This is a genomic window from Streptomyces gottesmaniae (genome assembly GCF_031845845.1).
GTDB classification, from domain to species: Bacteria; Actinomycetota; Actinomycetes; order Streptomycetales; family Streptomycetaceae; genus Streptomyces; species Streptomyces akebiae.
Map to the genome: position 1 here is coordinate 171,546 of NZ_JAVRFJ010000003.1, position 26,005 is coordinate 197,550.

The window sequence follows — 26,005 nt, forward strand, 5'->3', positions numbered from 1 at the left end:
GCAGCTGCCCTACCCGGCGCGTTCCATGGCCAGGGCCATGTGGCGGGACATCATGTCCATCGCCTGGGCCTCGGCCATCGAGAAGGCCAGACGGGCGCCTGAGCGGAAGAGGGTCAGGACGCCTTTGACCGGGCCTTCCGGGGGTGCCAGGGGCACCGTCAGCAGGGAGGTCACGTCGGCCTTCACGAGGACCGGGGCTCCGGAGCCGTCGTGGCCGAAGGCGGCCGGGTCGGCGGGACGGATCTGGAGGGCGGGGGTGCCGCCCCGGGCGGCGGTGACGACGAGGGGGCAGCCGGCGGGGTCCTGTGCCGCCAGCAGCTTCGCCTCCTCCTCCGAGGGGGCGAGCACCGTCGAGCGCGCGAGGCCGGGGGTCGTCGTGTCGGCGATCACCCAATCCGCGAAGCGGCCGTGCAACACACGGGCCGCGCGGTCGAGGGCCGCGCCGGCGGGGGCCGTCAGCAGGGCCGTGGCCATCGTGTCGACGAGGTCCATCAGGGCCGCGTGACGTGTGGTCTCGGTGAGGTTGGGCAACGGACGCAGCGGCTCGACGGTCGGCATCCGGTGCCCGGCCGGCTGGAGGACGACCAGGACGGTGTTGCGCGGCTCGCCGCTGCCGGGGCGCAGCTGTGTGAGCGTGGCGCGGACCGGGAACGACGGGCGCTGCTGCAGATGGACGTTGAGGCTGCGGTCGCCCTCGCCACGGGCCACGGCGGCCGCCTGGGAACGGAACGCGCCCCGGTCGGCATGAGTGAGGAAACCGCTGAGCGGACGGCCCGTGGCATAACCGGACCGTACGCCGGTGAAGGCGGTCGCGGCCTGGTTGAGGCGCCGCACCACCGTCTCGCGGTCCACCAGCACCACCGGCAGCGGCAGGGTCTGGAACACGGTCTTCAACAACTGGTGTTCCTGCGCGGCGGACGAGGTGCCACCGACCGGACCCGAGGCGGTCAGCCGCTCGTACCACGGCCACAACCGGTCGGCGGCGTGGTCGAGTTCGAAGATGGCCGCGTCCAGGACCGTCGGGAGATCTCCCGACGGGACCGAGCGGGCCGCCTTGAGCTCCGCGACACGGCGGACGAAATCCGCGAGTTCCTCACCGAATTCGTCCGTCTGGGCCATGCGACGAACGTAGCGCCTGGAGGGGCGCGGGGGCACGGCCGCAACGAAAGCCGAAGGTTCGTTTTCCGTGCAGGTGCGCGGGAAGGCGATCGGAGGAGGAGGCGTGCATCATGCCGGAAAGCGAACAACTCGACCGCGTGGGGCGGGAATCGGCGGAATCCGCACATCCGGGCAGAAGGCTCTCCGAACTCGTCGAACAGGCCGCCCGCTGCACCAACGACTGCTGCGGTGCCAGCGGCATGGTGTCCGACAGCGGCACCGAGCGGCCCGCCGCGGTCACCCACCCCGACCTCGCCGGACTCGTCGCCGTCCAACTGCGCTCGGGCGACGGACCCTTGCCGGCCGCGCTGGAGCGCGGTGAGCCCGTGGACTCCGCCGATCTGCTGCGAGAGGAACGCTGGCCGGAGTTCCGGGCGGCGGCCCTCGACGCGGGCGTCCGGTCCAGCGTCACGCTCCCCTTCAGGCGCTCCGGTCTCACCGTGACACTCAGCCTCTACAGCTTCCGCCCCCACACCCTGGAGGACGCCCCGCACGGCGCCGCCCGTGCCCTCGGCGACCTCGCCGCGACCTGTATCGTCCGCGACCGCTCCTACCGGGCCGCCCTCACCGAACTCGACCAGCTCGGCGCCGCCCTGCGCTCCCGGCCCGTCGTCGACCAGGCCTGCGGGATGGTCATGCACGTCCTCGGCTGCGACGCGGACGCCGCGTTCGACGTGCTGCGCCGCATCTCCCAGGGCACCAACCGCAAGCTGTCGGACGTCGCGTCGGCCGTGGTGGACAAGAGGGGCAGGGGCCTGGAGCGGGAACTGGTCTCGCTCTCCGGCTGAGCCGAGCCGGAGCGCCCCGACCGCCCCGACCGTCACCCGGTCGGCCCTTCGCGTCCCGCGAATGGTGCCCGGCGGCGCGCGCCCCGCCGGGCACGGCGCTCTGATGGACGCGGGGCACGGCGGTCGTGCCCCCCGCCCGCCGGAGCCGCCCGAAGGAGTCCCCTCCATGTCCCCGCCCACGCGTCCGCCCATGCGCCGCAGAGCCCGTGTCCTGTCCGCCACCGCCCTGATCGGCGTCGTCCTGGGCGGCGCCGCCCCACCCTCGTACGCGGATCCCGCGGCCGAGGTGAACCCGCAGTCCGTCGAACCGGGCGGCACACTCACGTTCTCCGTCGCCTGCGACCCGACCGACGGCACCGCCCCCGAGACCATCGACGCCAGCTCAGAGGCGTTCGAACAGGGCACGGTCACGCTGCAACGCCTGCCCGGCGACGGCGACTCCGCCGCCGGCCCGTCGTACCAGGGCACGGCGAAGATCGCGCCCGCCGCGGACTTCGAGGCCGCCGTCGACGAGGCGGACCCGGCCACCGAGTGGGGCGTCGACGGCACGTGCCCCGGGACCCCCGGCGGTGAGGGCAAAGAGTGGAGCGCCGCCTTCGACGTCTCCCTCGGCGGCGATCAGGGCGATCAGTACGGGCCCACCGACGAGCCGACGCACCAACCGACCCGACAGCCCACGCACCAGCCCTCCCACCACTCCACGCACCAGCCTTCCCACCAGTCCACCCACCAGCCGGCCCCGGTCCAGCGCGGCGTCCACGCGGGCGAAGGCGGTGCCTTCACCGACTCGGTCCCGGCCATGGTCGCCGGTGGCCTCCTGATCGCGGGAGCGCTCGGCGCGGCCGTGCACCGGCTGCGCCGCCGGGACCGGTGGACGCCATGAGCGGGGGTGTGACCGGCGCAACCCGCAGCGGGGCCCATGAGGCGCGTGAGCCTGGGTACTGACAGGCCGAGGGCGCGCGCGACGCCTGCCGGGTTCGCACACGGCACGCCGACGCACCCCGTACGCACGACGGAGCACCTATCGACGTCCCGGAGCGATCCCGCGGGGGTGAGCGCCGGGCAACGCACCAGAGCGGGCGGAGGCACACATGCGGCGGACGGATCCGGAAGGGCACGGTCCGGTCCGCTACGGCCCGCCCCTTCCCGCCCAGGGACTGCCCGTCCTGCCCGAACTGGCCGCCGTGCTCTCCGCCGCGGCGGGCCGCCCCCACCCCGTCCCGCTCGGCGGTGATCCCGCCCTCCTGGACGCCGCCTGCGGCTACTGGGAGCGGCGCGGACTGGCCACCACCAGGGACCGGGCACTGGCCGCTCCCGGCGCCCCCTCCCTGCTCCTCGCCCTGACCGCCGCGATCGGGGGCGACGTACTGCTCCCTCGGCCGTGCGCCGCCTGGTGGGAGCCACAGGCACGTGCCTTGGGGAGATCCGTCTTCCACGTGGCCACGCCCGCCGAGTGCGGGGGCGTTCCGGACCCGTACGCGCTGCTGGAGACCGTCCGCAGGATCCGCGCCGAGGGGGGTGATCCCCGGCTGCTCGTGCTGTGCGTCGCCGACGACCCGACCGCGACCGTGGCCCCGCCCGAACTGGTGCACGAGACCATGGAGGCGGCCCTGGGAGAGGGGCTGCACCTGGTCAGCGACGAGACCTGGCGCGACACCGTCCACGACCCGCACGACACCGTGCTGCTCAGCCCCGCCGAGATGCTGCCCGACCGGGTCACCGTCGTCAGCGACCTCGCCGGCGCCTTCCTGCCGGCCGGCTGGCCGGCCGCCGTCGCCCGCTTCCCGGCGAACGAGGACGGGGCGGGGCTGCGCGACCGGGTCCTGGACGTGCTGACCGCGCTGGGCGCCCGGGTCGCCACCCCCGTCGCCGCGGCCGCCGCCCTCGCGCTCGACGAGCCGGAGCCCGTGACCGAACGGCTCGCCGCCGCCGTACGCCTGCACGCGCGCCTCGCCGACACCGCGCACCGGGCCGTGGTCGCCGCCGGGGCGCTCGCCCTGCCGCCGCGCGCCGGACGGCATCTGTACGCCGACCTCGACCCGCTGCGCCCGGCCCTCGCCGGGTACGGCGTCGGTGACGCCCAGGAGCTGGAGGACTTCCTCACCGACCGGCTCGGGATGCCCGCGCCCGGCGGTCACCGGTTCGGGGACGACCTCGCCGCCCTGCGCGTCCGGCTGTCCACCGACGCGTTCCTCGGCACCACCGACGCGGAGCGCGCCCAGGTCCTCACCGTGCCCGATCCCCTGGAACTACCCCATGTGGAACGGGCGTTGGCGCTTCTCGGGACGGCCTTCGAGGACCTGCGATGACGCTCCTCGGCGATCCGGGAGACCCCGGTGACCGACGCCGGCGGCTCCCGGCGACCTTCAGCGGCCTTCAGCGACGACGATCCTTCGTGACGACTCTCAGCGACGGGAGCCTCCTCGATGACGCAGCAGTCCGAGTCGACCACCTCCACGACGACCCCGCCAGGGGCGACCGCCCCCACGCCGACCACACCCGTGCCGACCACCTCGGCGACTCCGTCCTCCACGTCGGCAACCGGGCACACCGGCGATCCGGCGCCCGGGACACCCCTCCTCCCACCGCTCGCCGAGCCCCGGCCGCTCGGTGAGCCGCGCCGCTGGCCGAGGTCCTTCGCCGACCGGCTCACCGCGCCGCTCCCCGGGCTGAAGGCCTTCGCCCGGTTCGCCCGCGAGGGCGCGGTACGGCCCGGCGCCGACGGGCTCGTCGACATCCCGCGACTGCCGTACGAGCCCGGCCCGTTGCCGAGGGCGGACGCCCGTACCGTCGCCGTCTCCTGGGCGGGACACGCGAGTTGGGTGGTGCGGATCGGCGGGCTGACCGTCCTCACCGACCCCGTCTGGTCCCGCCGCATCCTGGGCACGCCGGCACGGATCACCCCCGTGGGCATCGACTGGGACGCGCTGCCCCGGGTGGACGCGGTCGTCATCAGCCACAACCACTACGACCACCTCGACGCCCCCACCTTGGCCAGACTCCCGCGCTCCACCCCGGTGTTCGTGCCCGCCGGCCTCGGCCGCTGGTTCCGGCGGCGCCGGTTCGAGCGGGTCACCGAGCTCGACTGGTGGGAGGCGGCGGAACTCGACGGTGTCCGCTTCGACTTCGTACCGGCCCACCACTGGTCCAAGCGCACCCTCACCGACACCTGCCGCTCCCTGTGGGGCGGTTGGGTTCTCACGGCTCCCGACGGCAAGCGCCTCTACTTCGCGGGTGACACCGGCTACGGCCACTGGTTCTCCCTGATCGGCCGCCGTCACCCCGGCATCGACGTCGCGCTCCTGCCCATCGGCGCCTACGACCCCCGCTGGTGGCTGAGCGACGTGCACTGCGACCCGGAGGAAGCGGTCCGCGCCTTCCTGGACCTCGGCGCCCGCCACATGGCCCCCATGCACTGGGCCACCTTCGTCCTGTCGGCCGAACCGGTCCTGGAACCCCTGCGGCGGGTGAGGACGGCATGGCAGGCGGCCGGACTGTCGCGCGAGAACCTGTGGGACCTGCCGATCGGCGGCTCCCGCGTGCTGGACTGACCGACGGAGCGCACCCGTGTCGCTGAAGGGGGCGCCGCCCGTCCCTCAGGGGCGCGGGGAACAGCGCCGACCACCACGACAGGCGCTCAGCGGACGACCCGCCGCCACACACTCGGCACCACACTGATCAGCAACGTCAACACGACCGCCGCCAACACCCCTTCCCACGGCTCCTTGAACAAGGACCCGCCCAGGATGCCGATCAACTGGTACGTCACGGCCCACGCGAGGCACGCCGGCAGATTCCCCCGGGCGAACCGCCGCAACGGCATCTTCGACAGCAGACAGGCCAGCATCACCGGCAGACGCCCGGCCGGCATCAGCCGGGACAGCACCAGCACGGTCACGCCGTGGTCGTCGAGCTTCGCCTGCGCCTGGGCCAGCCGGTCCTCCGGGGCCCTGCGGCGGATCGCCTCCAGCCAGCGCGAGCCGTTCTTGGACCCCATTCCGCGCCGGCCCAGCCAGTACAGGGCGATGTCTCCGAGGAACGCGGCGACCGACGCCACCACGAACACCATCAGCAGGGAGAGCGGCGCCGTCTGATGGAACGCCACCACGGCCGCCGAACTGACCAGCGCCCCGGTCGGCACCACCGGTACCAGCGCTCCGATCAGCACCAGCAGGAACAGCGTGGGATAGCCGAGCGCCTGCTGGGTGGACGCGTACGGCACGGGAGTGCTCACCGCGGCCAGGACGATCACCGAGCCTCCTCCACGACCTCTGTGACCGCTGTCGGCGGGCGTCTCATCGCGCCACCCCCGGCCGTACGCTCTCTCCGTGCCCCAGCCGGTGCACGGCCACCTCGGGAGCGCGTACGGCGGCGAGGCGTACGAACTCCTCGCCGGGGGCGTGGAATTCATGGGGGCGCACGGCGTCCATGCCGATCGGCCAGTACGTGCCGTAGTGCACCGGAACCGCGCTCCGGGGCGCGAGCAGCGCAAGCGCCTCCGCCGCGCGCCCCGCGTCCAGATGGCCCTCACCGAGGTACGGGCCCCATCCACCGACCGGCAGCAACGCCACGTCGACCGGCCCGACTTCCTTGGACATGGTCTCGAACAGCCCGGTGTCGCCGGCGAAATAGGTGCGCGCCTCGCCCTCCACGACGAAGCCGAGCGCGGGCGAACGATGCGGCCCGACCGGCAGCCGCCGCCCGTCGTGCCGCGCGGAAACAGCGCGTACGACCAGGTCACCGACCCTGACCTCGTCCCCGGGCGCCGCTTCACAGAGCCGCAGATGCGCCAGCCTGCGCAGCCCCGGCACCTGGCGAGGCGCGCCCCTCGGCACCACCAGCCGGGTCCCCGGGGCGAGCCGGGCCAGGGAAGGAACGTGCAGATGATCGGCGTGGAGATGCGACACCAGCGCCACGTCCGCGACCGCGGCCTCCGGCGGCGGGAGCGCGCCCCGGCGCCTGCGCAGATGCGCGAGCCGGCGCGTGAACAGGGGGTCGGTCAGCACCCTCGTTCCCGAGTCCTCCACGGTGCAGGTCGCGTGACCCCACCAGGTGATCTGCACCGGCACTCCGTTCGCCTCCTTCGCGCTACTCCCCCGAGCCTACGGGCTGGAGTAGGGTCTGCGGCCTGAGCCCGTCCGGCGGATCATGCCGTGGGCGGGCATGCCGGTTCCGGCGTCCGCGGTTCGCTCCGCGGGACGGGGGCCCGGCCCCTGGGGAGGGGGAACAGCATGGGAGACAAAGGAGACAGGAGCGGCGTCTGCGGCGTGGCGTGCCAGGACGCGGCTCACGGACGCGGCACGGCCGGACGGGGCACCGCCGGCCGCGGCACCGCCGGACGTGGCCCCGTGGTGCGCGTCGCGGCCATAGCGAGCCTGACGCCGCTGGAGGAACTGGAGGCGGATCCCTTCCTGGTCGACTCCCGCAGCCAGCACGCCATGTGCGCCCGCTGGGCGGCCGAGCGCGGCTATGTGGTGACGCGCGAGCTGCTCGTACGCGGTCTGCGCCCCGATCACGGCGCCCTCTGGACCGACGTCGACGCCGGCCTGGTCGATCTCTTCGTCGCCCCCAGCCACCGCGTGCTGGAACGCGCCCTGGCCTCCGTCGACGACTTCACCGCCGAGTGCGCCCGACGCGGCATCCGCGTCGAGACCGTCGGCCACGCCGAACCCGCCTACGACGCCCAGATGAAGGCCCGCGTCCACCGCCGCCTGTCGATGCCGACGGCGGGTTACGACGGCCGCTGAGGCGGAACGGGGCGCCACTTCCGGTGCCGGGAAGCTCTTCGAGGGCGCGGGGGACCGCGCCACCGGCCGTCACGTCCCACGGCCCGCGACGTACGGCCGGAGGTCAGGACCCCTGCCCGACCCCTGCCTGCCCCCTGCCCGGACCGTGCCCCCGTGCCACCCCGGAACGCCACCCCGGCGCCCCCACCCCGTATGACAGTCTGGGCCCACGAAACAGGACGTGAGGATGGCCGAACGTGGGCGGTGGTCGTTGGCGGAGGGTGCTGAGCGGGATCTGGCGGATGCTCGCCGTATGGGCGGTGTCCACGCTGACCATGCTCGTGCTCGCGGGCGCGCTGCCCGACTTCCGGCTCCAGGCCGAGAGCGGTGAGAGCGCCACCCAGATCGCCGTGACCGCGGCGTTCGGCGCCGGCGCGTTCGGTCTGCTGTCCTCGCTGGTGTGGCCGCTGCTGGTGCGGGCCATGCTGCTGGTACCGGCGCTCGTCCTCGGCCTGCTCGTCTTCTTCCTCAACGGCTCCCTGCTCCTCCTCGCCCTCTGGCTCAACCCCTCCGGCCAGGGGGCGGCCGCGCCCGAGACCGCCGTGGTCGTCGCCGCGGTGATGTCCGCCGTCGCCTCCGCCACCGGCGGCGCCCTCGCCGTACGGGACGACGACGCCTACCGGCGCCGCCTCTACCGCCTGGCCGACCGCCGCCGCAGACACGCGGCAGGCCGTCCGGGGCCCGCCGGACCCGGCACCGTCTTCCTCCAACTCGACGGTGTCGGCCACGACGTGCTGGAGTCGGCGACGCGGGACGGGCTGATGCCGACCGTGGCCGAGTGGCTGGGCCTCGCGCCGCCCGCGTCGGCCGGCGCCGTCCGCCCCCGGCCCACGCACCGGCTCACCCCGTGGCGCACCGACTGGTCCAGCCAGACCGGCGCCAGCCAGCTCGGCATCCTGCACGGCACCAACCACGACGTGCCGGCCTTCCGCTGGTACGAGAAGGACACCCGGGAGGTGATGGTCTGCAACCGGCCCTCCAGCGCCGCGGAGCTCCAGCGCCGGGCCGTCGACCGCACCGGCGACGGCGGTCTGCTGACCGTCGACGGCGCCAGCCGCGGCAATCTCTTCAGCGGCGGCGCCGAGCAGCTCGCGCTGGTGCTGTCGATCGCCGCCCGCCGGGGGAGGCGGAACCGCTCCCGCGCCGGCTATTTCGCGTACTTCTCCGACCCCGCCAACGCCGTCCGCACCGCCATGTCCTTCGTCGCCGACGTCCTGCGGGAGATCGGCCAGTCCAGCCGGGCCCGGTTCACCGAGCAGCGCCCCCGCGTCAAGCGTGGCGGGCTCTACCCGTTCATCAGGGCCTTCGCGACCGTCGTCGAGCGCGACGTCGTCGTCGCCGCGGTGATCGGGGACATGTTCGCGGGCCGCGCGGCGATCTACGCGGACCTGGTGGCCTACGACGAGGTCGCGCACCACTCCGGCCCGCACAGCCGGGACGCCGCGAAGATCCTCCAGCGCCTGGACCGTTCCCTCGCGCTGATCGCCCAGGTCGCCGAACACGCCCCGCGCGCCTACCGGATCGTCCTCCTCTCCGACCACGGCCAGAGCCCCGGCGAGACCTTCCTCGCCCGTTACGGCCTCACCCTCGGCGACCTGGTCCGCGCCGGCTGCGGCCTGCCCGTCCCACGCCGCGCCCAGCGCACCCACAGCGGCGCCGAGGCACGCGCCGCCGTACGGGCCGCGCTGCGCATCCCGGTCGAGGAGGGTGTCGAGGAGTACCGCCCCACCCGCCGCTCCGAGCCGATCACCCTGGCCTCGGGCAACCTCGGCCTCGTCTCCTTCCCCGACGTCTCCCACCGGATGAGCCGCGAGGAGATCGACGCCCGCCACCCCGCCCTGCTCTCCACCCTCGCCAACCACCCCGGCATCGGCTTCGTCCTCGTCCGCAGCGAGGAACACGGCGGCGTCGTCCTCGGGGCGCACGGCGCGGAGATCCCGATCGACGAACTGAGCGACGAACACCCGGGCCCGCTGGCCGACTTCGGTCCCGGGGCCGCCGACGCCGTACGCCGCACGCACGGCTTCCCCCACACCGCCGACATCATGGTCAACTCCTGGTACGAGCCGACCGACGGCGAAGTCCTCGCCTTCGAGGAACAGATCGGCTCCCACGGCGGTCTGGGCGGCTGTCAGTCCCGCCCTTTCCTGATGTCCCCGCTGGTCCTCTCCGAGCCCGTGGAGGAAGGCGAGGACCTGGTCGGCGCGGAGCACGTCCACCGGGTCCTGCGACGATGGCTCCGGGAGGCGGACGGCCCCCAGATCCCCCTGGCCCACGGCAGCGCGCCCGTCAGGGGCGCGGGGAACTGCGCGACCGGCCGCGGCGAACCCGCACCCGCCCCCCGATCGAACCCGGCAGACGCATAGGCACCCGGCCCAGGTGAGCCGGCCGGGCAACTCGACGCCCTGCGCGGCGCCAACGACCTGGTCCGGGCCACGCGTGCCGACGTCGGGCGTGACCCCGCGCTGTATCCGACCGCGTACGGGTGACTGGAGGCCGCTCTCGCCGAGCGCCACCGAGGAGGTGAGGGGCCGGGGGGAGTGCCGGAGTTGCGGCTCGGCCCGCTTGCCGAGCTCGCCCGTACGGACGCCCTCGACCCCCCGGCCTGGCGGGCCCACTACGTGTGCCTCGCACTGACGGGGGCCGAGCCGGACGAGAGCCGGAGCGCGGCAAAAATTCGGCTGCGCTCCCGCGAAGCGGTCACCCAGACTGTCCGCAACGTCCGCAGGACCGATCCCTGGAGCACACGCCTTGCAGGCAGCCGTGACCGTCACCCCCTCCCGTATCCCCGAACTGCTGCTCGGCCTCGCCACCGTGCGGCCCGTCTTCGTCTGGGGCGCCCCCGGCATCGGCAAGTCCTCCCTGGTGCGGGACTTCGCCGAGTCGCTGGGCCTGGAGTGCGTGAGCCTCCTCGGTACGCAGCTCGCGCCGGAGGACCTGATGGGCGTCCCGCAGATCCGCGACGGCCGCTCCGTGTTCTGCCCGCCGGAGGCGATCGCCCGGGACGAGCCCTACTGTCTGTTCCTGGACGAGCTGAACGCGGCCACCCCGGATGTGCAGAAGGCCTTCTACTCGTTGATCCTGGACCGCCGTATCGGAAACTACGAGCTGCCGAAGGGCTCGATCGTCATCGGCGCCGGCAACCGCGCCACCGACAACGCCCTGGCCCGCCCCATCGCCTCCGCCCTGGTCAACCGCCTCACCCACGTCCACCTCCAGGCCTCGGCGAAGGACTGGCTGGTCTGGGCCGAGGGCAACGGCATCCACCCCTGGATCCTGGACCACCTCACCGACCGCCCGGACCACCTGTGGTCCAAGCCGCCGAAGACCGAGGAGCCGTTCTCGACACCCCGCTCGTGGCACATGCTCTCCGACGCGCTGCACTCCTTCGGGCGCGACCTCGACGAGGAGACCCTGAAGGTCCTCGCGCACGGCACGCTGACGCCCGCGCACGCGGTGGCCTTCTGCGGTTACGTCAAGATCGTGCGCAGCCGGTTCGGCATCGAGGCGATCCTCAAGGGCGAGGCCGGCTGGCCCCACCGCCTGGAGGACCGCGACCTGCTGTACTACCTCGCCGACTCCTTCCGCGGCCGGCTGATCAAGGAACTGCCGGTCAGCAAGCAGCACATGTCGGCGAACGGACGGCAGACCGCGTACCGCGCCAAGTCCCTGCTGGTGCGGCTCGCGGAGATCTCCGTCGAGGTCGCCCAGACCGTCATCGCCGACGACGCCGACGGCAATCCCGTGCTGCCTGCCTGGTTCCTGGTCGAGGCGGCCCGTGACATGCCCCGGCTGGTGGAGGCACGCCGGTGAGCACGGCCGGCGGCAAGGGGCAGGGCAAACGGAAGACGAAGCGCGACCTCGCCGGTGAGGCGTTCGAGGCGGGGCTGGAGGCGGCGCGGAGCAACTCCGCGCTGCGGGCGGTCGGGTTCACCGTCTGCCGCAAGGAGAAGTGCGATCTCGCGCCCCGCCGAGGTCTCGTCCGGGTCGACTCCGAAGGCGTGCTGCACGCGCACCCCGACCGGCTCGCCGCCCCCGAGGCCTGGGCCTGGGCCATCGCCCACGCCGCCATCCACCTGGGCTTCGGGCACGTCCCGGCGGCGCAGGGCGTGCGTGCCCAGCCAGACCGCTTCGACCTCGCCGCCCGCTGCGTCGCCGTCAACCGGTTCCTGCTCACCTTCCCCGTCGGCCTGACACCCGAGAACCTGCCCGACCGCTACCCGGACGGCGACGAGGAGCGCCTGGCCGCCCGCTGGCGCCAGGACGGGCTCCCGGCGGTGTACGCGCACTGCGGTACGGCCGGTGACGAGCCCGACCAGCTGCTGCTGACCTGGCCCAAGTGGCGCGGCACGCCCACGGACTGGCAGCTCGCCTTCGCGCACGCCCTGACCCGCACGATGTCCGCCGCGATGGACATGGCCGGCGGCCGCCGCGCGACCCTGGACGACGAGCCGGTCCGCATGCGGCCCTGGGAGAAGGCGCTGAGCTGGTTCATCTCCTCCTACCCGCTGCTCGGCGGCATCGCGGCCGGCATCCGGATCGTCGCCGACGTCGAACTCGCCCACGCCCACGGCATCTCCGTCGCGGCCGTCGACGCGGAGGCGGGTGAGATCTACATCAACCCGCTCCGCCAGTTCGACGACGAGGAGTGGCGGTTCGTCCTCGCCCACGAGATGCTGCACGCCGCCCTGCGCCACGGCGACCGCTGCGGCACCCGCGACCCGTATCTGTTCAACGTCGCCGCCGACTACGTCATCAACGACTGGTTGCGCGAGATGCAGGTCGGCACCATGCCCGACGGACTGCTGTACGACCCCGGGCTGGCCGGACTGTCGGCCGAGGAGGTCTACGACCGGATCGCCGGCGACCTGCGCCGGATGCGCCGGCTCGCCACCCCGCGCGGCAAGGGCGTCGGCGACATCCTCGGCGGTCCGCTCGGCGCGCCGCGCGACTACGTGGACCTCGACGAGTTCTACCGCCGGGGCCTCGCCCGGGGCTTCGATCTGCACGAGCGGCAGGAACGCGGCCTCCTGCCGGCCGGCCTGGTCGAGGAGATCCGTGCCCTCAGCCATCCGCCCCTGCCCTGGGACGCGCGACTGGCGCGCTGGTTCGACGAGTTCGTGCCCAGCCCCCGGGCCGTACGGACCTACGCGCGCCCCTCGCGTCGGCAGTCCGCCACCCCCGACATCCCGCGCGCCGGGCGGTACTTCCCACCCGAGGAGATCGCCCGCTGCACCTTCGGCGTCGTCCTCGACACCTCCGGCTCCATGGACCGGACGCTGCTCGGCAAGGCACTGGGCGCGATCGCCTCGTACGCCGCGGCCCGTGACGTACCGGCCGCCCGGGTCGTCTTCTGCGACGCGGCCCCGCACGACGCGGGATTCCTGCCGGTCACCGAGATCGCGGGGCGGGTGCGGGTGCGCGGGCGCGGCGGTACGGAGTTGCAGCCGGGCGTCGATCTGCTGCACCGCGCCGACGACTTCCCGCCGGGCGCGCCCGTCCTCGTCATCACGGACGGCTGGTGCGACGTGCTGCGGGTGCGGCGGGAGCACGCCTATCTGATTCCCCAGGGTGCTCGCCTGCCGTTCACCGCGCAGGGGCCGGTGTTCAGGGTGAGATGAGCCTCCCATCCGCCGGAGTGTGATCGGATGGGGGCACGGAACCCCGGCAACGGGATCCCCGCGACGGAACTTCCGCAACGGGACCCCCACTACGCGGGGCTCCGGCATCGTGACCCATAGAAAGGACTCATCGTGGCCACCACGCGCACCGCACACACCGTCTGGGAAGGCGAGCTGCTCAAGGGCACCGGCACCGTCACCTTCGACTCCTCCGGCATCGGCTCGCAGCCGGTGTCGTGGCCGTCGCGCGCGGAGCAGGCGAACGGCAAGACCAGCCCCGAGGAGCTGATCGCGGCCGCCCACTCCAGCTGCTTCTCCATGGCGCTCTCCCACGGCCTCACCGGCGCGGGCAACCCGCCCACCCGCCTGGAGACCAAGGCCGACGTGACCTTCCAGCCCGGTGAGGGCATCACCGGTATCCACCTCACCGTCCGCGGCGAGGTCCCCGGCCTGGACGCGGCCGGCTTCCAGGAGGCGGCCGAGGGCGCAAAGAAGAACTGCCCGGTCAGCCAGGCCCTGACCGGCACGACGATCACGCTCACGGCCGAACTGGTCTGACCGCCTGCTTCGTGCGCCCCGTCTCCGCCCCGTTGACAAGAACCCACTCAAGTTTTGTGCTGGTGGTGGGAACACTTGGCGGACCTTGCGGATCCTTGCGGAACTCCGCTGGAAGGGGACGGCGATGGGGCGTGCGGTCGGGATCGATCTCGGTACGACGAACTCGGTGGTGGCGGTCCTGGAGGGCGGCGAGCCGACCGTCGTCGTCAACGCGGAGGGGCAGCGGACCACACCGTCGGTGGTGGCCTTCGCCAAGAACGGCGAGGTGCTCGTCGGCGAGGTCGCCAAGCGGCAGGCCGTGACGAACGTGGAGCGCACCGCGCGCTCCGTCAAACGCCACATGGGGGACGCGAGTTGGCGCTTCCCCGCGCAGGGCTCCGTGGACGGTACCCGCTACCGGGCCCAGGAACTGTCCGCGCGCGTCCTGCAGAAGCTGAAGCGGGACGCGGAGTCGTATCTCGGCGAGGACGTCACCGACGCCGTCATCACCGTGCCCGCGTACTTCGACGACGCGCAGCGGCAGGCGACCAAGGAGGCGGGGGAGATCGCGGGCCTGAAGGTCCTGCGGATCATCAACGAGCCCACGGCCGCGGCCCTCGCGTACGGCCTGGACCGGGGCGAGGAGCAGACCGTCCTCGTCTTCGACCTCGGCGGCGGCACCTTCGACGTCTCCCTCCTGGAGATCGGTGAGGGGGTCATCGAGGTGGAGGCCACCAACGGCGACACCCGGCTCGGGGGCGACGACTGGGACCAGCGGGTGGTCGAACATCTCGTCAAACGCTTCCAGGGGCAGTACGGCGTCGATCTCGGCCGCGACAAGATGGCGTTGCAGCGGCTGCGCGAGGGGGCGGAGCGGGCCAAGATCGAGCTGTCCAGCTCCTCCGAGACGTCCATCAACCTCCCGTACATCACCGCCTCCGCCGAGGGACCCCTCCACTTGGAGGAGGGGCTGACGCGCGCCCAGTTCCAGGAGCTGACCGCGGATCTGCTCGACCGGTGCAGGACGCCCTTCCACCAGGCCGTCAAGGACGCGGGGGTGAAGCTCGCCGCGATCGACCACGTCATCCTCGTGGGCGGTTCGACACGGATGCCCGCCGTGAGCGACCTGGTGCGGGAACTCACCGGCAAGGACCCGCACAAGGGGGTGAACCCCGACGAGGTGGTGGCGGTCGGCGCCGCGCTGCAGGCGGGCGTCATCCGCGGTGACGTGAAGGACGTGCTGCTGCTCGACGTCACCCCGTTGTCCCTGGGCATCGAGACCAAGGGCGGCATCATGACCAAGCTCATCGAGCGCAACACGACGATTCCCACGCGCCGTTCGGAGATCTTCACGACGGCGGCGGACAACCAGCCCTCGGTCGGCATCCAGGTGTACCAGGGTGAGCGGGAGATCGCCGCGTACAACAAGAAGCTGGGTGTCTTCGACCTCACCGGGCTGCCGCCCGCGCCGCGTGGCGTCCCGCAGATCGAGGTGGCCTTCGACATCGACGCGAACGGCATCATGCATGTCTCGGCGAAGGATCTCGCCACCGGCCGCGAACAGAAGATGACGGTGACCGGCGGCTCCGCGCTCCCCAAGGACGACATCGACCGCATGATGCGGGAGGCCGAGCAGTACGCCGACGACGACCGCCGGCGCCGTGAGGCGGCCGAGACACGCAACCACGCCGAGCAACTCACCTACCAGACGGAGAAGTTCCTCCGCGACAACGAGGAACGGGTCCCCGCCGACAGCAGGGCCGAGATGGAGGCCGCGGTGGCGGAGGTGAAACGGCTCCTGGAGCACCCCGAGGACACCGCGCCCCTGCGCACCGCCGTCGACCACCTGTCCACCGTCAGCCAGCGCATGGGCCAGTCCATGTACGCGGCCTCCTCCCGCGCCCAGGCCGACCCACCGCCACCGGACCCCAGCGAGGACGAGACCGTGGTCGACGCGGAGATCGTGGACGAGGAGAGGGGGCCGAAGGGAGGGGCGGCGTGAGCCTTCCGCGGGGACCGGACCGGGCCGGGCCGGCCGCGCGCGGGCCGTGGGCGAGCCGCTCAGTACCTGTCGCGGTACCGCTTGAGGATCTGTCTCGTCGTCTCGGCGGAGGCCGCGTGCGCGGCCATGTGGTCGAGGACTTCGAGGTGCAGGGCGACCTCGGTGCGGGAGTCGAGGTAGAGGGCGCCCGTGAGGTACTCGGTGTAGACCATGTCGGGGAGTTCGGGTTCGGCGAAGCGGAAGAGGGAGAAGGGGGCGTAGGTGCCCGGGTGGGGGCCGCTGGCGAACTCGCAGACCTGGAGGATCACATGGTCCCTCTCGGTGACTTCGAGGAGACGGTCGAGCTGGTCGCGCATGACCTGGGAGCGGATGCTCACCGGACGCGCGAGGGCCGTCTCGTCCATGATCACCCACAGGTGCGGCGGCTTCTCCTGCGTGAGGAGCTTCTGTCTCGCCATCCGTAGCGACACATGCCGTTCGATCGCCTCGGGACCGGTCTGCCCGACCGTCCCGGCCTCCATCACGGCCCGCGCGTACTCCTCCGTCTGCAGCATCCCCGGCACGAAGTGCGGCTCGTACTGCCGGATCAGGTGTGCCGCGCCCTCCAGGCTGACGTACACGCTGAACCAGTCGGGCAGCACATCGTGGAACCGCTGCCACCACCCCGGCTTGTTCGCCTCCTCGGCCAGCGTCACGAAGGCGGCGACCTCGTGCTCGGCGACACCGTACGTCGTCAGCAGCACCTGGACGTACGGGATCTTGAGCGCGACATCGGCGGTCTCCATGCGCCGTACGGTCGCCGGGGCGACCCGGAGGACGCGTGCCGCCTCCTCGCGCTTCAGCCCGGCGGACTCCCGCAGTTCCTGGAGCCGTCTTCCGAGCACCACCTGACCCACGGTGGGCGCGGGCCGCCGCTCACTCACGCCACGCCTCCCCACGCGCCGAGATCCCTGACCAGTCTGTCATGACCAGGTGGACATCTCACAGAGGCAGCCGGAACCCGATGCTCCGCCGGCCTCCGGTCCCGGCGCCGCCGCAGGATACGGGGAGCCATGACCTCGGAGGTAATCGACCGCCGTACGCCCCGCGCGGCAAGGTGAGGGCACCGGGGCCCACCGGGTACCCCTCGGGGTCCCGGGCCTTCCGGACCCTTCCGTTTCCCGCCCACCACTTCGACGGAGCGTGATGTGCCATGTCCATGACCATCCCGACGGACCGGCTCGCCGTCCTCGCCCGGACCGCCGATCCCCGCACCATGCTGCGCCGCTTCCTGGCCACCGACGCGGCGGTGACCGGAGCGAACGGGCTCGCCTACCTCCTGGCCTCCGCCCCCCTCGGCCGCTTCCTCGGCGTCGACCCCGGGCTGCTCGTCGGGCTCGGCGCGTTCCTCTCGGTGTACGCGGCGGGTGTCGCCCTGCTGGCCACGCGTGAGCGTCCGCCGACGCCGCCCGTACGGGTCGTGATCGAGGCCAACCTCGCCTGGGCGGCCCTCAGCCTCGTCGCCCTGGTGCTGTGGCTGACGCCGAGCACGGCCGGCGCGGTGTGGACGCTGCTCCAGGCGGTCACCGTGGCCGGGTTCGCGGCGGTCCAGCACCTCGCCCTCCGCGCGGCCCGCGACCGGAGGGACGCCGGCTGAGCGTCAGGACATCAGCTCGTGCAGGTACTTGACCGTCGCCGGGTCGGCCGGGAGGAACGTCTCGATGGCCAGCTCGGCCACGGTCACGTCCATGGGGGTGTTGAAGGTGGACACCGAGGAGACGAAGGACAGCACCCGGCCCTCGTGCTCGATCCGCATCGGCAGCGCGAAGTAGGCACTCCGTTCCGCGCCGGGCCCCGCCCCCGCGTCCTCGCCGGTATCGGCCTCGGCGGTGCCCGGCGGCAGCGGATACGCCGCCACCTCCTCGTACAGCGCCCGCAGCGGCTCCGAACGGTGCAGCGCCATCTGCCGCTCCATCTGCTCCAGCAGGTGCCCGCGCCAGGCTCGCAGATTCCGGATGCGCGGCGCCATGCCCTCGGGATGCAGCGTCAACCGCATCGCGTTGAGCGGAGGGACGAGCAGCGACTCGGGGATCCCGTCGAGGAGCATGACGATGCCCCGGTTGGCGGCCAGGACGTCGTACGTCGCGTTCATCACCAGCGCCGGATACGGCTCGTAGCCCTGGATCAGCCGTTCCATGCCCTCCCGCAGCGCGCCCATCGACGGATCGTCGAGCGGGGTCTCCGGGTAACGCGGGGCGTAACCGGCCGCGAGCAGCAGCGCGTTGCGCTCCCGTACGGGTACGTCCAGGTGCTCGGCGAGCCGCAGCACCATCTCCTCGCTCGGGCGGGAGCGGCCCGTCTCGACGAAGCTGATGTGCCGCGCCGAGGAACCCGCACGCAGTGCCAACTCCAGCTGACTGACCCGTCGTTGTTCTCTCCAGGCCCGCAGCAGCGGGCCCACGCCCTGGTCGGCGGGTGCGGTGGGACGGCCCGGGGCACCGGTCGGGACACTGGTCATGCGGAGAACGTAGCCGAGCCGATCGAGGTATGGCGCGTCCGGGCTCCTGACCAGGGACTCGGCGGTCCGTCTGTGGCACGCTGGAAGGGACCGCACGTCACGGAGGGGACGTCCCGGAAGGAGTGGGCCATGCCCGTCGAACCCTTGTCGCAGAAGGAGATCGAGGACCGGCTGGCGGAGCTGCCCGGCTGGTCGCTGGACGGGGACCGGATCGCCCGCTCCTACCGGCTGGCCTCGCACTTCGCGGCGACCGCGATGGTCGTGCACATCGCCCAGACCCAGGAGGAGCTCGACCACCACTCCGACCTCACGCTCGGCTACGACACGGTGTCGCTGACCATCCACACCCACAGCGCGGGCGGCGCCGTCACCGAGAAGGACTTCGAGCTGGCCCGCAGGGTGGAGGCGCTCGCCCCCGGTCACGGGGCGAGCTGAGGCGGGTGCTGGACTACGACAGGGAGGCCGGCGACTACGACGCCCTGCGGGGCGGCGAACCCCGCGCCGAGGCCGCCGCCCGCGCCGTGCTCGGCCTCGTCCCCGAGGGTGCTCGCCGCCTGCTCGACCTCGCCTGCGGCACCGGGATCGTGACCCGGCGGATCGCGGCCGCCCGGCCCGGGACCCAGGTCTCGGGGGTCGACCTCACCCACGCCATGGCGAGCCGGGCCGCCGCCCGGCTGCCCGGCTCCGTCGTGATCGGCGACGGGCGCCGACTCCCGTTCCGTGACGGGCAGTTCGACGCCGTCACCAGTGTGTGGCTGCTGCATCTGCTGGGCGGCCCCGAGGACGTACGGGCCGTCGTCGGGGAGTGCGCCCGGGTGCTCCGCCCCGGCGGTGTCTATGTCACCACCGTCGACAAGGGAGCCTCCCACAACGTCGGCAGCGACATCGACGCGGTGCTCGCCGCGCGCCCGAGGCGCCCGGCGACCGACGCCCCGGCCGACATCGAGACGTACGCCGACGGGCACGGTCTCGAACCGGCCGGCCGGGCGACCTTCACGGGCCGGGGACAGGGACGCAGCCCCCGGCGCGCGCTCACCGACCTGCGGCGCGGCTGGTTCGTCACCCTGCCGCCCGGCGACCCGCTCACCGAGCGGTTCGCCGTCCATCTGGCGGCCCTGCCCGACCAGGACCGCGACCGCCCGGAGCCGACGTTCAGCCTGCGGGCGTTCCGGAAGCCGCCGGGCCCTGCGGCCGGCTGAACTCCATGACCCAGTTGGTCAGCCAGCTCGCCCCGTCGTCCAGTGAGAACGCCTGCTCCCAGCGGGCCGAGGTCGCCGTGGTGTCCGACCACACGAAACGCACCCGTACATCCTCGCCGTCGTGGACGTCGTCGCCGTGGAACTCGCCCCGGCCGCCGGTGAACTGACCCACGACCGGCGGGAACAGGCGGCCGCTGCGGCTGGAGGACCAGTTCAGCGACCAGGTCCGGGCCTCGGTGTCGAACAGCCGCAGGGTCAGCCCCTTCGAGCCGAGGTGCGGCATGTCGATCTCGTCGACGTTCGCTGCCCCGTCGAACAGCGGGAAGCACCGGGTCGTGGACGGGAACTCCTCCCAACCGCTGTCCGGGGCGAGGAAGTCGGTCCGGCGGCGGTGGTGGACCTCCCAGTCGCCGTGGAGGAAGTCGAAGTCGTGCGGGCTGCTCATGAGCGCTCTCCGGTGATCGCGGCCGTTCCGGCGGTTTCGGTGGGTTCGGTGGGTTCGGTGGTGCCGGCGGTCCCAGTCGTCCCCTCGGGCAGAGAGTCGGCCAAGTAGGCGTCGAGGTCGGGGAGTTCGGGCGCGAGGACGTGCCGTACCCAGGCGTCGCGTTCATGCTGGATCGGAGGCAGCTCCCAGACGCAGCCGATCCAGGGGCGGTTGGTGACGGTGAAGTGGGTGGGGTCGGTGTCCGGGCAGCCGAGCACCGGCTGGCCCGCCGCCGCGCCGGCGAAGTGCAGGACGTTGTCCCACACCCAGCTGTAGACGTTGAGGTAGGCGCCGGTGTCGCCGCCCCGGTGCAGCACGACGAAGCTCGCGGGCGGGGTGGTCCCGTCCGGCTCCGGCAGCAGGTCCGGGAGGAGCGCGTACGCCGCCTCCGCGACGTCGGGCGCGAGGCCGGCCGGATCGGCGGTGACGTGGTAGCGCTTGATCCGCCGACCGGCCGCCTCGACGGGCGGCGGCACGGTCAGCAGTTTCTCGGTGAAGGGCATGGCGGCACGTTAGGACCGCTTCACTGACATCCTGTGTCAGTGAAGTCCAGCCGACTCGTCTCGATCCTCCTGCTGCTCCAGACCCGGGGACGGATGACCGCCGCCGAGCTCGCCGAGGAGCTGGAGGTCTCCGTCCGCACGGTCTACCGGGACGTGGAGGCGCTGGGCGCGGCCGGGGTCCCGCTCTACGGCGACGCGGGCCACGCAGGGGGCTACCGCCTCCTGGACGGCTACCGCACCCGCCTCACCGGGCTGACAAGGGGCGAGGCCGAGGCCCTGTTCCTCGCGGGCGTCCCCGGCCCCGCCGTCGACGACCTGGGCCTGGGCGCGGTGCTGGCCGCCGCACAGCTGAAGGTCCGCGCGGCCCTCCCCGCCGAGCTGCGGGCCCACGCCGACCGGGTCGCCGGCCGCTTCCACCTGGACGCCCCCGGCTGGTACGCGGAGGCCGACGCCACCCCGTTCCTGCCCGCCGTCGCCGACGCGGTCTGGAGCGGCCGGGTGCTGCACGTCCTGTACCGCCGCTGGGCCGAGCCGACGGACGTACGGCGCCGCCTCGAACCGTACGGCCTGGTCCTCAAGGCGGGCCGCTGGTACGTCGTCGCGGGCCCGGGACCCCGTACCTTCCGGGTGGACCAGATCCTCGACGTCCTCGAACCCGACGCGGCCGAAACCTCTGATATCTCTGCTACCTCCGATACCTCGGACGCCCCCGGCTCCCCTGGCTCCCTCGGCGAGGAGTTCACCCGGCCGGACGGCTTCGACCTGGCCGCGTACTGGACCGCGTACCAGCGCGACTTCCACGCCCGGCTGCACCAGGTGGAGGCGCTGGTCCGGCTGGCGCCGGGCGTGACCCTGCCCAGGGCCGTGCCGGTCGGCCGGAGCCCGGGGGAGGACGGCTGGACCACGGCGAGGGTGGCCGTCGAGTCGGTCGAGCACGCGCACGGCGAGTTCCTGCGGCTGGGCACGGACATCGAGGTGCTGGAGCCGGCCGAACTGCGCCGGAGCATCGCCCGGACCGTGGCCGAACTGGCCGAAAGGTACGGCAACGTGGCCGGGAACGGCGGCGACTGAAGGAGCGGAACCCGTCCGTCCTTTCTGGAGGTTCGTCACGTGCAGCACCCGCACAGGCACCACAGACGCCGAGCCCTGCGCTCGCTGGTGACAGCGGCCCTGGTCGCCGCCGGACTCACCACGTTCACCGGCACGCCCGCCGAGGCCGCGACCGCCCGCCAGGTCGAGCGCCTCGACCGGGGCGTGGTCAGCGTGCACGTCGACAGCGGCAACCTGGTCAGCTGGCGCTGGCTGGGCACCGACCCGAACGACGTGTCGTTCAACGTCTACCGGGCCGGAACGAAGGTCAACGCGACACCGATCACCGGCTCGACGAACTACTTCCACTCCGGCGCCCCCGCCCAGGCCGACTACACGGTCCGCGCGATCGTGAACGGTGTGGAGCAGGGCGACTCGGTGCACGCCGTCCAACTGCGCACCGGTTACAAGGACGTGCCGATCAGCGCGCCCGCCGGCGGCACCACCCCGGACGGCGTCGCCTACACCTACGAGTCCAACGACGCCTCCGTGGGCGACCTCGACGGCGACGGGGCCCTGGAGTTCGTCCTGAAGTGGCAGCCGACGAACGCCAAGGACAACTCCCAGTCCGGCTACACCGGCAACACGATCATCGACGGCGTCAAGCTCGACGGTACCCGGCTGTGGCGCATCGACCTGGGCCGCAACATCCGCTCGGGCGCGCACTACACCCAGTTCCAGGTGTACGACTACGACGGCGACGGCAAGGCGGAGATCGCCGCCAAGACGGCGGACGGCACGGTCGACGGGGCGGGGACGGTGATCGGCAGCTCCTCCGCCGACCACCGCAACTCCAGCGGCTACATCCTCTCCGGGCCCGAGTACCTGACCATGTTCAACGGGCAGACCGGCAGGGCGATGCAGACGGTGGACTACGTCCCGGCCCGGGGCACGGTCTCGTCGTGGGGCGACTCGTACGGCAACCGGGCGGACCGCTTCCTCGCGGGCACGGCGTACCTGGACGGCGCGCGCCCCTCCCTGATCATGGCGCGCGGCTACTACACCCGTTCGGTGATCGCGGCCTGGGACTGGCGGAACGGCTCCTTCACCCGCCGCTGGACCTTCGACACCAACTCCTCCTCCAACGCCGGCCGGGGCTACGACGGCCAGGGCTCGCACAGCCTCTCCGTCGGGGACGTCGACAACGACGGCCGGGACGAGATCGTGTACGGCGCGATGGCCGTGGACGACAACGGGAGCGCTCTGTGGACCACGCGGACGGGCCACGGCGACGCCCAGCACCTGGGCGACCTCGACGCGTCCACCTCGGGCCTGGAGTACTTCAAGGTCTCCGAGTCCACCTCGCAGCCCGCCGAGCTGTACATCAACCCCGCGAACGGCGCGGTCCGCTGGCAGCTCGCCGCCTGCTGCGACAACGGCCGGGGCGTCGCCGGGGACATCTACGCCGGCAACGACGGTCCCGAGATGTGGTCGGCCTCCGACACCTCCATCCGTGACGAGGCCGGCGCGACGAAGGGCCGCGAGCCCTCGTCCGTCAACTTCCTCTCCTGGTGGGACGGCGACCCGGTCCGTGAACTCCTCGACGGCACCCGGATCGACAAGTACGGCACCTCCGGCGAGACCCGGTTGCTGACCGGATCCGGGGTCTCCTCGAACAACGGGACGAAGGCCACTCCGGCCCTCTCCGGCGACATCCTCGGCGACTGGCGCGAGGAGGTCGTCTGGCGCACCAGCGGCAACACGGCGCTGCGGATCTACTCGACCCCGATCGAGACCGGCACGAAGATCACGACCCTGCTCCACGACCCGATGTACCGCACCGGCCTGGCCTGGCAGAACACCGCCTACAACCAGCCCCCGCACACCAGTTTCTTCATCGGCGCCAACATGCCGACGGCGCCCAGGCCGACGGTGTACACGCCGTAGGGACTACCTGGGCCGAAACGGCACGGGCCTCGCACCGATTGGTCCGGTGCGGGGCCCATGCCCGTGTGCGGTTGCCTATCCGGCGTCCGGCAGCCCCCCACGCACGCCAGTCTGTGCTCGATCCACCACTGCTCTGCCGGCACCAGACGCGCGGCCACCGTCCCGCCCGCCTCCAGCACCACCCAGTCCTGCTCCCACGTCAAGACCCGCTCCTGCGGCAGCCCGCAGAACGGGGCACGTGAACTGCTGCTCGCCCCCCGTCGTGGCAGGCGCACGCATGTCAGCTGTCGCAGCCGACGCCGTCACCATCACGGTCGAGGTGGCTGCCGTAGCCGGGTTCGCCGCGGTGGACGGGGGCGGCTCCGGCCGCGCGGGCCTCCGAGCAGTTCGAGTACGAGGCGCTGCCGCCGCCGGTGTCGCTGCCGGAGTCGTCGTCCGCGGCGGGCTGGGCGGTCACGGTCTCGGTGACCTTCACCTTCACCTTCACCGTCTCGGTGGCGGTCACGGTCGGCGCGGCTTTCGCTTTGGCCTCCGCGGTCGTTGTCGCTGTGACCGTGGTGGTGGGGCCGGGCTTGGCGGCGGTGTTCTTCGCGTCGGCTGTCTGCGGGTCGCCGGCGCCGGCGCCGATGCCGAGGAAGAAGGCGAAGCCGAGCGCGGGGAGCACGTACCGCTTGCGGGCCCATCTGGGTGCGGGTCTGACGGGCCGCGGCATGGGCGGTGTGGCGTACGGGCTGGTCATGTCGTCCCCCCTGGGGTGTTTCGGGTGGCATGACGGTAGTGCCCTGGTGCGCCGGGTGGGTCAGTAGTGACTGTTCTGTGACTATCCGTGGCGACTCCCGGGGTCATCCGGCAAGGGGTGGGGGCCCGGGAGTCGTGTGGCGCCTTGTCAGACGGCTTGGTGTTCCTTCCGCTCGCGCAGTTCGTGAACGCTGGCGGTGAGGGTGCCGTCTTGCTGCTCGTAGTGGGAGAGGGCGACGCCGAGGCCGAAGAAGGTGGGTGCCCATTCGCCGACGAAGATGCCCCAGCGGTCGGCGCGGGCGAGGCCGCCGACGGGTTCGGCTTTGAGGCTGGTCGCCCAGGTGGCGATGGAGAGGCCGATGGAGGTGAAGGCGGCGAGGTAGGCGTGTTCGCTGCGGATGCCCATGTCGTGCAGTTTCTTGATGACCATGGTGTGCTCCGTTCTGTGGGGTCCCTGGTTGGAGTGCCCACGCCCGCTGTCACCATTCAGGCGATTTGCCCGATATGTAGGTTTCGGTGTGAGGTCGTAGTCTGGTCCTGCGCGGAGCTGTCGCGGGGGCGCGCCATGCCTGCCATCCGGAGCGGAGCCGTCACCGCGCCCAGGGCGACGGCTGTACACGCCGTAGCGTGACGGTCCGTGGGCGGGCCGGTGCACCGGCCCGCCCACGGAATCCGCCGAGCTCCTCAGCCCAGCGTCAGGGACGCCTGGACGGGCAGATGGTCGCTGGGGAACTGGCCGCCGGACGCGAACGTGTTGATGGCCGCCCGGTGCACCGTGATGCCCGGGGTGGTCAGGATCCAGTCGATGCGGTCGCCGCCCGGGGTCAGCGGGCGGTAGCCGTGGAACGTCGCGTAGAGGTCGTTGCGCTCGGGCGCCGCGTCCCAGGTGTCGACGAGCCCGGCGCCCAGCATCGTGTCGTACACCGTGTTCCGGTGGGCCGCCACGTTGAAGTCGCCGGTGACGACGAGGGGGAGCGACCGGTCGAGCCCGGCGATGCGCTGGGTGATCAGGGTCGCGGCGCGGTCGCGGGCGTACTGGCTGACGTTGTCGAGATGGGTGTTGAGGACGTAGAACTGTCTGCCACCGTCCTGCAGGTCGCGGAAGCGCACCCAGGTGACCATCCGGATGGAGCCGCCGCCCCAGGTGTTCGACCCCGGCACCTCCGGGGTGTCGGAGAGCCAGAAGTGCCGGTACTCGACGGGCGCGAGCCGGCGGGTGTCGTAGAAGACGGCCATGAACTCGTCGCGGTTGCCGCCCGCGCGGCCCGTGCCGATCCAGCGGTAGTCCGTGCCGAGGTCGGCCTCGATGTCGAGAAGTTGCTGGTGGAGGCCTTCCTGGGTGCCGATGACATGAGGTGCCTCCTGCCGCAGCAGTGCCCGCATCACCGGCCTGCGCACCGCCCAGCTGTTGGGCTGCACCGTGCTCGCGTAGCGCAGGTTGAAGGACATGGTCGCCAGAGGCGGGGCCGCGGTGGCCTCCTCCTTCTTCTCCTCCGCGACGGCGGGCTCGCCCGACAGTCGGGTGGTGCGGGACAACGGCAGCAGAACCGCTGCGGCGAGGGCGGTCTTCATGCCCAGTCGGCGAGTGACGCGGCTGTGGTTCGGCACAGGGGCTCCTTCTGTGAAGGTCTCCGGGCGAGCCGTGCGTACACACTCTGGGATGCCCTTCTGTGCCCGCCATGAACATGTCGATAGGGGAGGGTGTACTCGGTTCGA

General features: G+C 72.6%; 26 protein-coding genes. 15 read left to right on the top strand and 11 right to left on the bottom strand.

The window, feature by feature from the left end; genetic code table 11:
* Positions 1-9: 9 nt before the first annotated feature.
* Positions 10-1,119, bottom strand: a complete 1,110-nt coding sequence (locus tag RM704_RS04980; RefSeq protein ID WP_033529777.1) for a PAS domain-containing protein — start codon at positions 1,117-1,119, stop codon at positions 10-12.
* A gap of 110 nt (positions 1,120-1,229) precedes the next feature.
* Between RM704_RS04980 and RM704_RS04985 the strand changes: the two genes are divergently transcribed.
* The 4 genes from RM704_RS04985 to RM704_RS05000 all read left to right on the top strand — a co-directional run bounded on the left by RM704_RS04985 (position 1,230) and on the right by RM704_RS05000 (position 5,497).
* Positions 1,230-1,946 carry an ANTAR domain-containing response regulator gene (locus RM704_RS04985; RefSeq protein ID WP_033529776.1) on the top strand — a complete coding sequence of 239 codons (717 nt, stop codon included), beginning with the start codon at positions 1,230-1,232 and terminating at the stop codon, positions 1,944-1,946.
* Between the two features lie 166 nt (positions 1,947-2,112).
* Entirely contained in the window at positions 2,113-2,829 is a 717-nt protein-coding gene (locus RM704_RS04990; RefSeq protein ID WP_311589697.1) for a PT domain-containing protein, read from the top strand.
* A gap of 208 nt (positions 2,830-3,037) precedes the next feature.
* Positions 3,038-4,255 carry an aminotransferase class I/II-fold pyridoxal phosphate-dependent enzyme gene (locus RM704_RS04995; RefSeq protein ID WP_033529774.1) on the top strand — a complete coding sequence of 406 codons (1,218 nt, stop codon included), beginning with the start codon at positions 3,038-3,040 and terminating at the stop codon, positions 4,253-4,255.
* Positions 4,256-4,372: 117 nt separating this feature from the next.
* A complete protein-coding gene (locus RM704_RS05000; protein ID WP_033529773.1) occupies positions 4,373-5,497 on the top strand; it encodes an MBL fold metallo-hydrolase in 1,125 nt (374 codons plus the stop codon).
* Between the two features lie 86 nt (positions 5,498-5,583).
* Here RM704_RS05000 and RM704_RS05005 read toward each other — a convergent pair whose 3' ends face one another.
* Positions 5,584-6,198 (bottom strand): DedA family protein, encoded by a 615-nt coding sequence (locus RM704_RS05005; RefSeq protein WP_033529772.1) that lies wholly within the window; start codon positions 6,196-6,198, stop codon positions 5,584-5,586.
* A gap of 43 nt (positions 6,199-6,241) precedes the next feature.
* Positions 6,242-7,015 (bottom strand): MBL fold metallo-hydrolase, encoded by a 774-nt coding sequence (locus RM704_RS05010; protein ID WP_033529771.1) that lies wholly within the window; start codon positions 7,013-7,015, stop codon positions 6,242-6,244.
* A 162-nt stretch (positions 7,016-7,177) separates the two neighbouring features.
* Here RM704_RS05010 and RM704_RS05015 point away from each other — a divergent pair, with 162 nt between their 5' ends.
* From RM704_RS05015 to dnaK, 6 genes are all read left to right on the top strand, one after another.
* Positions 7,178-7,693: a hypothetical protein gene (locus tag RM704_RS05015; RefSeq protein ID WP_033529770.1), complete on the top strand. Its 516-nt coding sequence runs from the start codon at positions 7,178-7,180 to the stop codon at positions 7,691-7,693.
* A 236-nt stretch (positions 7,694-7,929) separates the two neighbouring features.
* Positions 7,930-10,098, top strand: a complete 2,169-nt coding sequence (locus tag RM704_RS05020; RefSeq protein ID WP_311589702.1) for a phage holin family protein — start codon at positions 7,930-7,932, stop codon at positions 10,096-10,098.
* Between the two features lie 385 nt (positions 10,099-10,483).
* Entirely contained in the window at positions 10,484-11,545 is a 1,062-nt protein-coding gene (locus tag RM704_RS05025; RefSeq protein WP_033529769.1) for an ATP-binding protein, read from the top strand.
* Complete coding sequence (locus RM704_RS05030; RefSeq protein ID WP_033529768.1) at positions 11,542-13,353, top strand: vWA domain-containing protein; 1,812 nt, start codon at positions 11,542-11,544, stop codon at positions 13,351-13,353. Before RM704_RS05025 ends, RM704_RS05030 begins: the two co-directional genes overlap by 4 nt.
* 132 nt (positions 13,354-13,485) lie before the next feature.
* The gene (locus RM704_RS05035) at positions 13,486-13,911 is read left to right on the top strand and encodes an OsmC family protein (RefSeq protein ID WP_033529767.1); all 426 of its coding nucleotides are present in this window, start codon (positions 13,486-13,488) and stop codon (positions 13,909-13,911) included.
* 124 nt (positions 13,912-14,035) lie between these two features.
* Entirely contained in the window at positions 14,036-15,892 is a 1,857-nt protein-coding gene (dnaK, locus tag RM704_RS05040) for a molecular chaperone DnaK (protein ID WP_033529766.1), read from the top strand.
* Between the two features lie 59 nt (positions 15,893-15,951).
* Here dnaK and RM704_RS05045 read toward each other — a convergent pair whose 3' ends face one another.
* Positions 15,952-16,815 carry a Sco1979 family transcriptional regulator gene (locus tag RM704_RS05045; protein WP_033529765.1) on the bottom strand — a complete coding sequence of 288 codons (864 nt, stop codon included), beginning with the start codon at positions 16,813-16,815 and terminating at the stop codon, positions 15,952-15,954.
* A gap of 269 nt (positions 16,816-17,084) precedes the next feature.
* On the opposite strand from RM704_RS05045, the gene RM704_RS05050 reads away from it, so the two are divergent.
* On the top strand, positions 17,085-17,528 hold the full coding sequence (locus RM704_RS05050; protein WP_438828888.1) for a hypothetical protein: 444 nt from the start codon (positions 17,085-17,087) through the stop codon (positions 17,526-17,528).
* A 3-nt stretch (positions 17,529-17,531) separates the two neighbouring features.
* Here RM704_RS05050 and RM704_RS05055 read toward each other — a convergent pair whose 3' ends face one another.
* Complete coding sequence (locus RM704_RS05055; RefSeq protein WP_033529764.1) at positions 17,532-18,389, bottom strand: helix-turn-helix domain-containing protein; 858 nt, start codon at positions 18,387-18,389, stop codon at positions 17,532-17,534.
* Positions 18,390-18,518: 129 nt separating this feature from the next.
* On the opposite strand from RM704_RS05055, the gene RM704_RS05060 reads away from it, so the two are divergent.
* On the top strand, positions 18,519-18,824 hold the full coding sequence (locus tag RM704_RS05060; RefSeq protein WP_033529763.1) for a 4a-hydroxytetrahydrobiopterin dehydratase: 306 nt from the start codon (positions 18,519-18,521) through the stop codon (positions 18,822-18,824).
* A gap of 5 nt (positions 18,825-18,829) precedes the next feature.
* Positions 18,830-19,588, top strand: a complete 759-nt coding sequence (locus RM704_RS05065) for a class I SAM-dependent methyltransferase (RefSeq protein WP_033529762.1) — start codon at positions 18,830-18,832, stop codon at positions 19,586-19,588.
* Here the strand turns inward: RM704_RS05065 and RM704_RS05070 are convergent.
* Together RM704_RS05070 and RM704_RS05075 are read right to left on the bottom strand one after the other, a co-directional pair.
* Positions 19,542-20,033 carry a hypothetical protein gene (locus tag RM704_RS05070; RefSeq protein ID WP_033529761.1) on the bottom strand — a complete coding sequence of 164 codons (492 nt, stop codon included), beginning with the start codon at positions 20,031-20,033 and terminating at the stop codon, positions 19,542-19,544. The genes RM704_RS05065 and RM704_RS05070 overlap by 47 nt on opposite strands.
* Positions 20,030-20,575 (bottom strand): hypothetical protein, encoded by a 546-nt coding sequence (locus RM704_RS05075; RefSeq protein WP_311589712.1) that lies wholly within the window; start codon positions 20,573-20,575, stop codon positions 20,030-20,032. Before RM704_RS05075 ends, RM704_RS05070 begins: the two co-directional genes overlap by 4 nt.
* A 39-nt stretch (positions 20,576-20,614) precedes the next feature.
* Between RM704_RS05075 and RM704_RS05080 the strand changes: the two genes are divergently transcribed.
* Both RM704_RS05080 and RM704_RS05085 read left to right on the top strand, forming a co-directional pair.
* Positions 20,615-21,646: a helix-turn-helix transcriptional regulator gene (locus RM704_RS05080; protein ID WP_033529760.1), complete on the top strand. Its 1,032-nt coding sequence runs from the start codon at positions 20,615-20,617 to the stop codon at positions 21,644-21,646.
* A gap of 39 nt (positions 21,647-21,685) precedes the next feature.
* Positions 21,686-23,551 (top strand): rhamnogalacturonan lyase, encoded by a 1,866-nt coding sequence (locus RM704_RS05085; protein WP_033529759.1) that lies wholly within the window; start codon positions 21,686-21,688, stop codon positions 23,549-23,551.
* Here RM704_RS05085 and RM704_RS45685 read toward each other — a convergent pair.
* The 4 genes from RM704_RS45685 to RM704_RS05100 all read right to left on the bottom strand — a co-directional run bounded on the left by RM704_RS45685 (position 23,470) and on the right by RM704_RS05100 (position 25,897).
* Positions 23,470-23,826: a DUF6083 domain-containing protein gene (locus RM704_RS45685; RefSeq protein WP_498076428.1), complete on the bottom strand. Its 357-nt coding sequence runs from the start codon at positions 23,824-23,826 to the stop codon at positions 23,470-23,472. The two genes, RM704_RS05085 and RM704_RS45685, sit on opposite strands and share 82 nt — an antisense overlap.
* A gap of 5 nt (positions 23,827-23,831) precedes the next feature.
* Positions 23,832-24,290 (bottom strand): excalibur calcium-binding domain-containing protein, encoded by a 459-nt coding sequence (locus RM704_RS05090; RefSeq protein ID WP_033529758.1) that lies wholly within the window; start codon positions 24,288-24,290, stop codon positions 23,832-23,834.
* Between the two features lie 147 nt (positions 24,291-24,437).
* Positions 24,438-24,719, bottom strand: coding sequence for a hypothetical protein (locus tag RM704_RS05095; protein WP_033529757.1), 282 nt, complete (start codon positions 24,717-24,719; stop codon positions 24,438-24,440).
* A gap of 254 nt (positions 24,720-24,973) precedes the next feature.
* Positions 24,974-25,897: an endonuclease/exonuclease/phosphatase family protein gene (locus RM704_RS05100; RefSeq protein WP_033529756.1), complete on the bottom strand. Its 924-nt coding sequence runs from the start codon at positions 25,895-25,897 to the stop codon at positions 24,974-24,976.
* Between the last annotated feature and the right edge of the window lie 108 nt (positions 25,898-26,005).

Coding starts and splice junctions, on each gene's coding strand:
- RM704_RS04980 (WP_033529777.1), bottom strand. CDS start 1,119: ATGGCCCAGACGGACGAATTCGGTGAGGAACTCGCGGATTTCGTCCGC.
- RM704_RS04985 (WP_033529776.1), top strand. CDS start 1,230: ATGCCGGAAAGCGAACAACTCGACCGCGTGGGGCGGGAATCGGCGGAA.
- RM704_RS04990 (WP_311589697.1), top strand. CDS start 2,113: ATGTCCCCGCCCACGCGTCCGCCCATGCGCCGCAGAGCCCGTGTCCTG.
- RM704_RS04995 (WP_033529774.1), top strand. CDS start 3,038: ATGCGGCGGACGGATCCGGAAGGGCACGGTCCGGTCCGCTACGGCCCG.
- RM704_RS05000 (WP_033529773.1), top strand. CDS start 4,373: ATGACGCAGCAGTCCGAGTCGACCACCTCCACGACGACCCCGCCAGGG.
- RM704_RS05015 (WP_033529770.1), top strand. CDS start 7,178: ATGGGAGACAAAGGAGACAGGAGCGGCGTCTGCGGCGTGGCGTGCCAG.
- dnaK (WP_033529766.1), top strand. CDS start 14,036: ATGGGGCGTGCGGTCGGGATCGATCTCGGTACGACGAACTCGGTGGTG.
- RM704_RS05050 (WP_438828888.1), top strand. CDS start 17,085: ATGTCCATGACCATCCCGACGGACCGGCTCGCCGTCCTCGCCCGGACC.
- RM704_RS05055 (WP_033529764.1), bottom strand. CDS start 18,389: ATGACCAGTGTCCCGACCGGTGCCCCGGGCCGTCCCACCGCACCCGCC.
- RM704_RS05060 (WP_033529763.1), top strand. CDS start 18,519: ATGCCCGTCGAACCCTTGTCGCAGAAGGAGATCGAGGACCGGCTGGCG.
- RM704_RS05070 (WP_033529761.1), bottom strand. CDS start 20,033: ATGAGCAGCCCGCACGACTTCGACTTCCTCCACGGCGACTGGGAGGTC.
- RM704_RS05075 (WP_311589712.1), bottom strand. CDS start 20,575: ATGCCCTTCACCGAGAAACTGCTGACCGTGCCGCCGCCCGTCGAGGCG.
- RM704_RS05090 (WP_033529758.1), bottom strand. CDS start 24,290: ATGACCAGCCCGTACGCCACACCGCCCATGCCGCGGCCCGTCAGACCC.
- RM704_RS05095 (WP_033529757.1), bottom strand. CDS start 24,719: ATGGTCATCAAGAAACTGCACGACATGGGCATCCGCAGCGAACACGCC.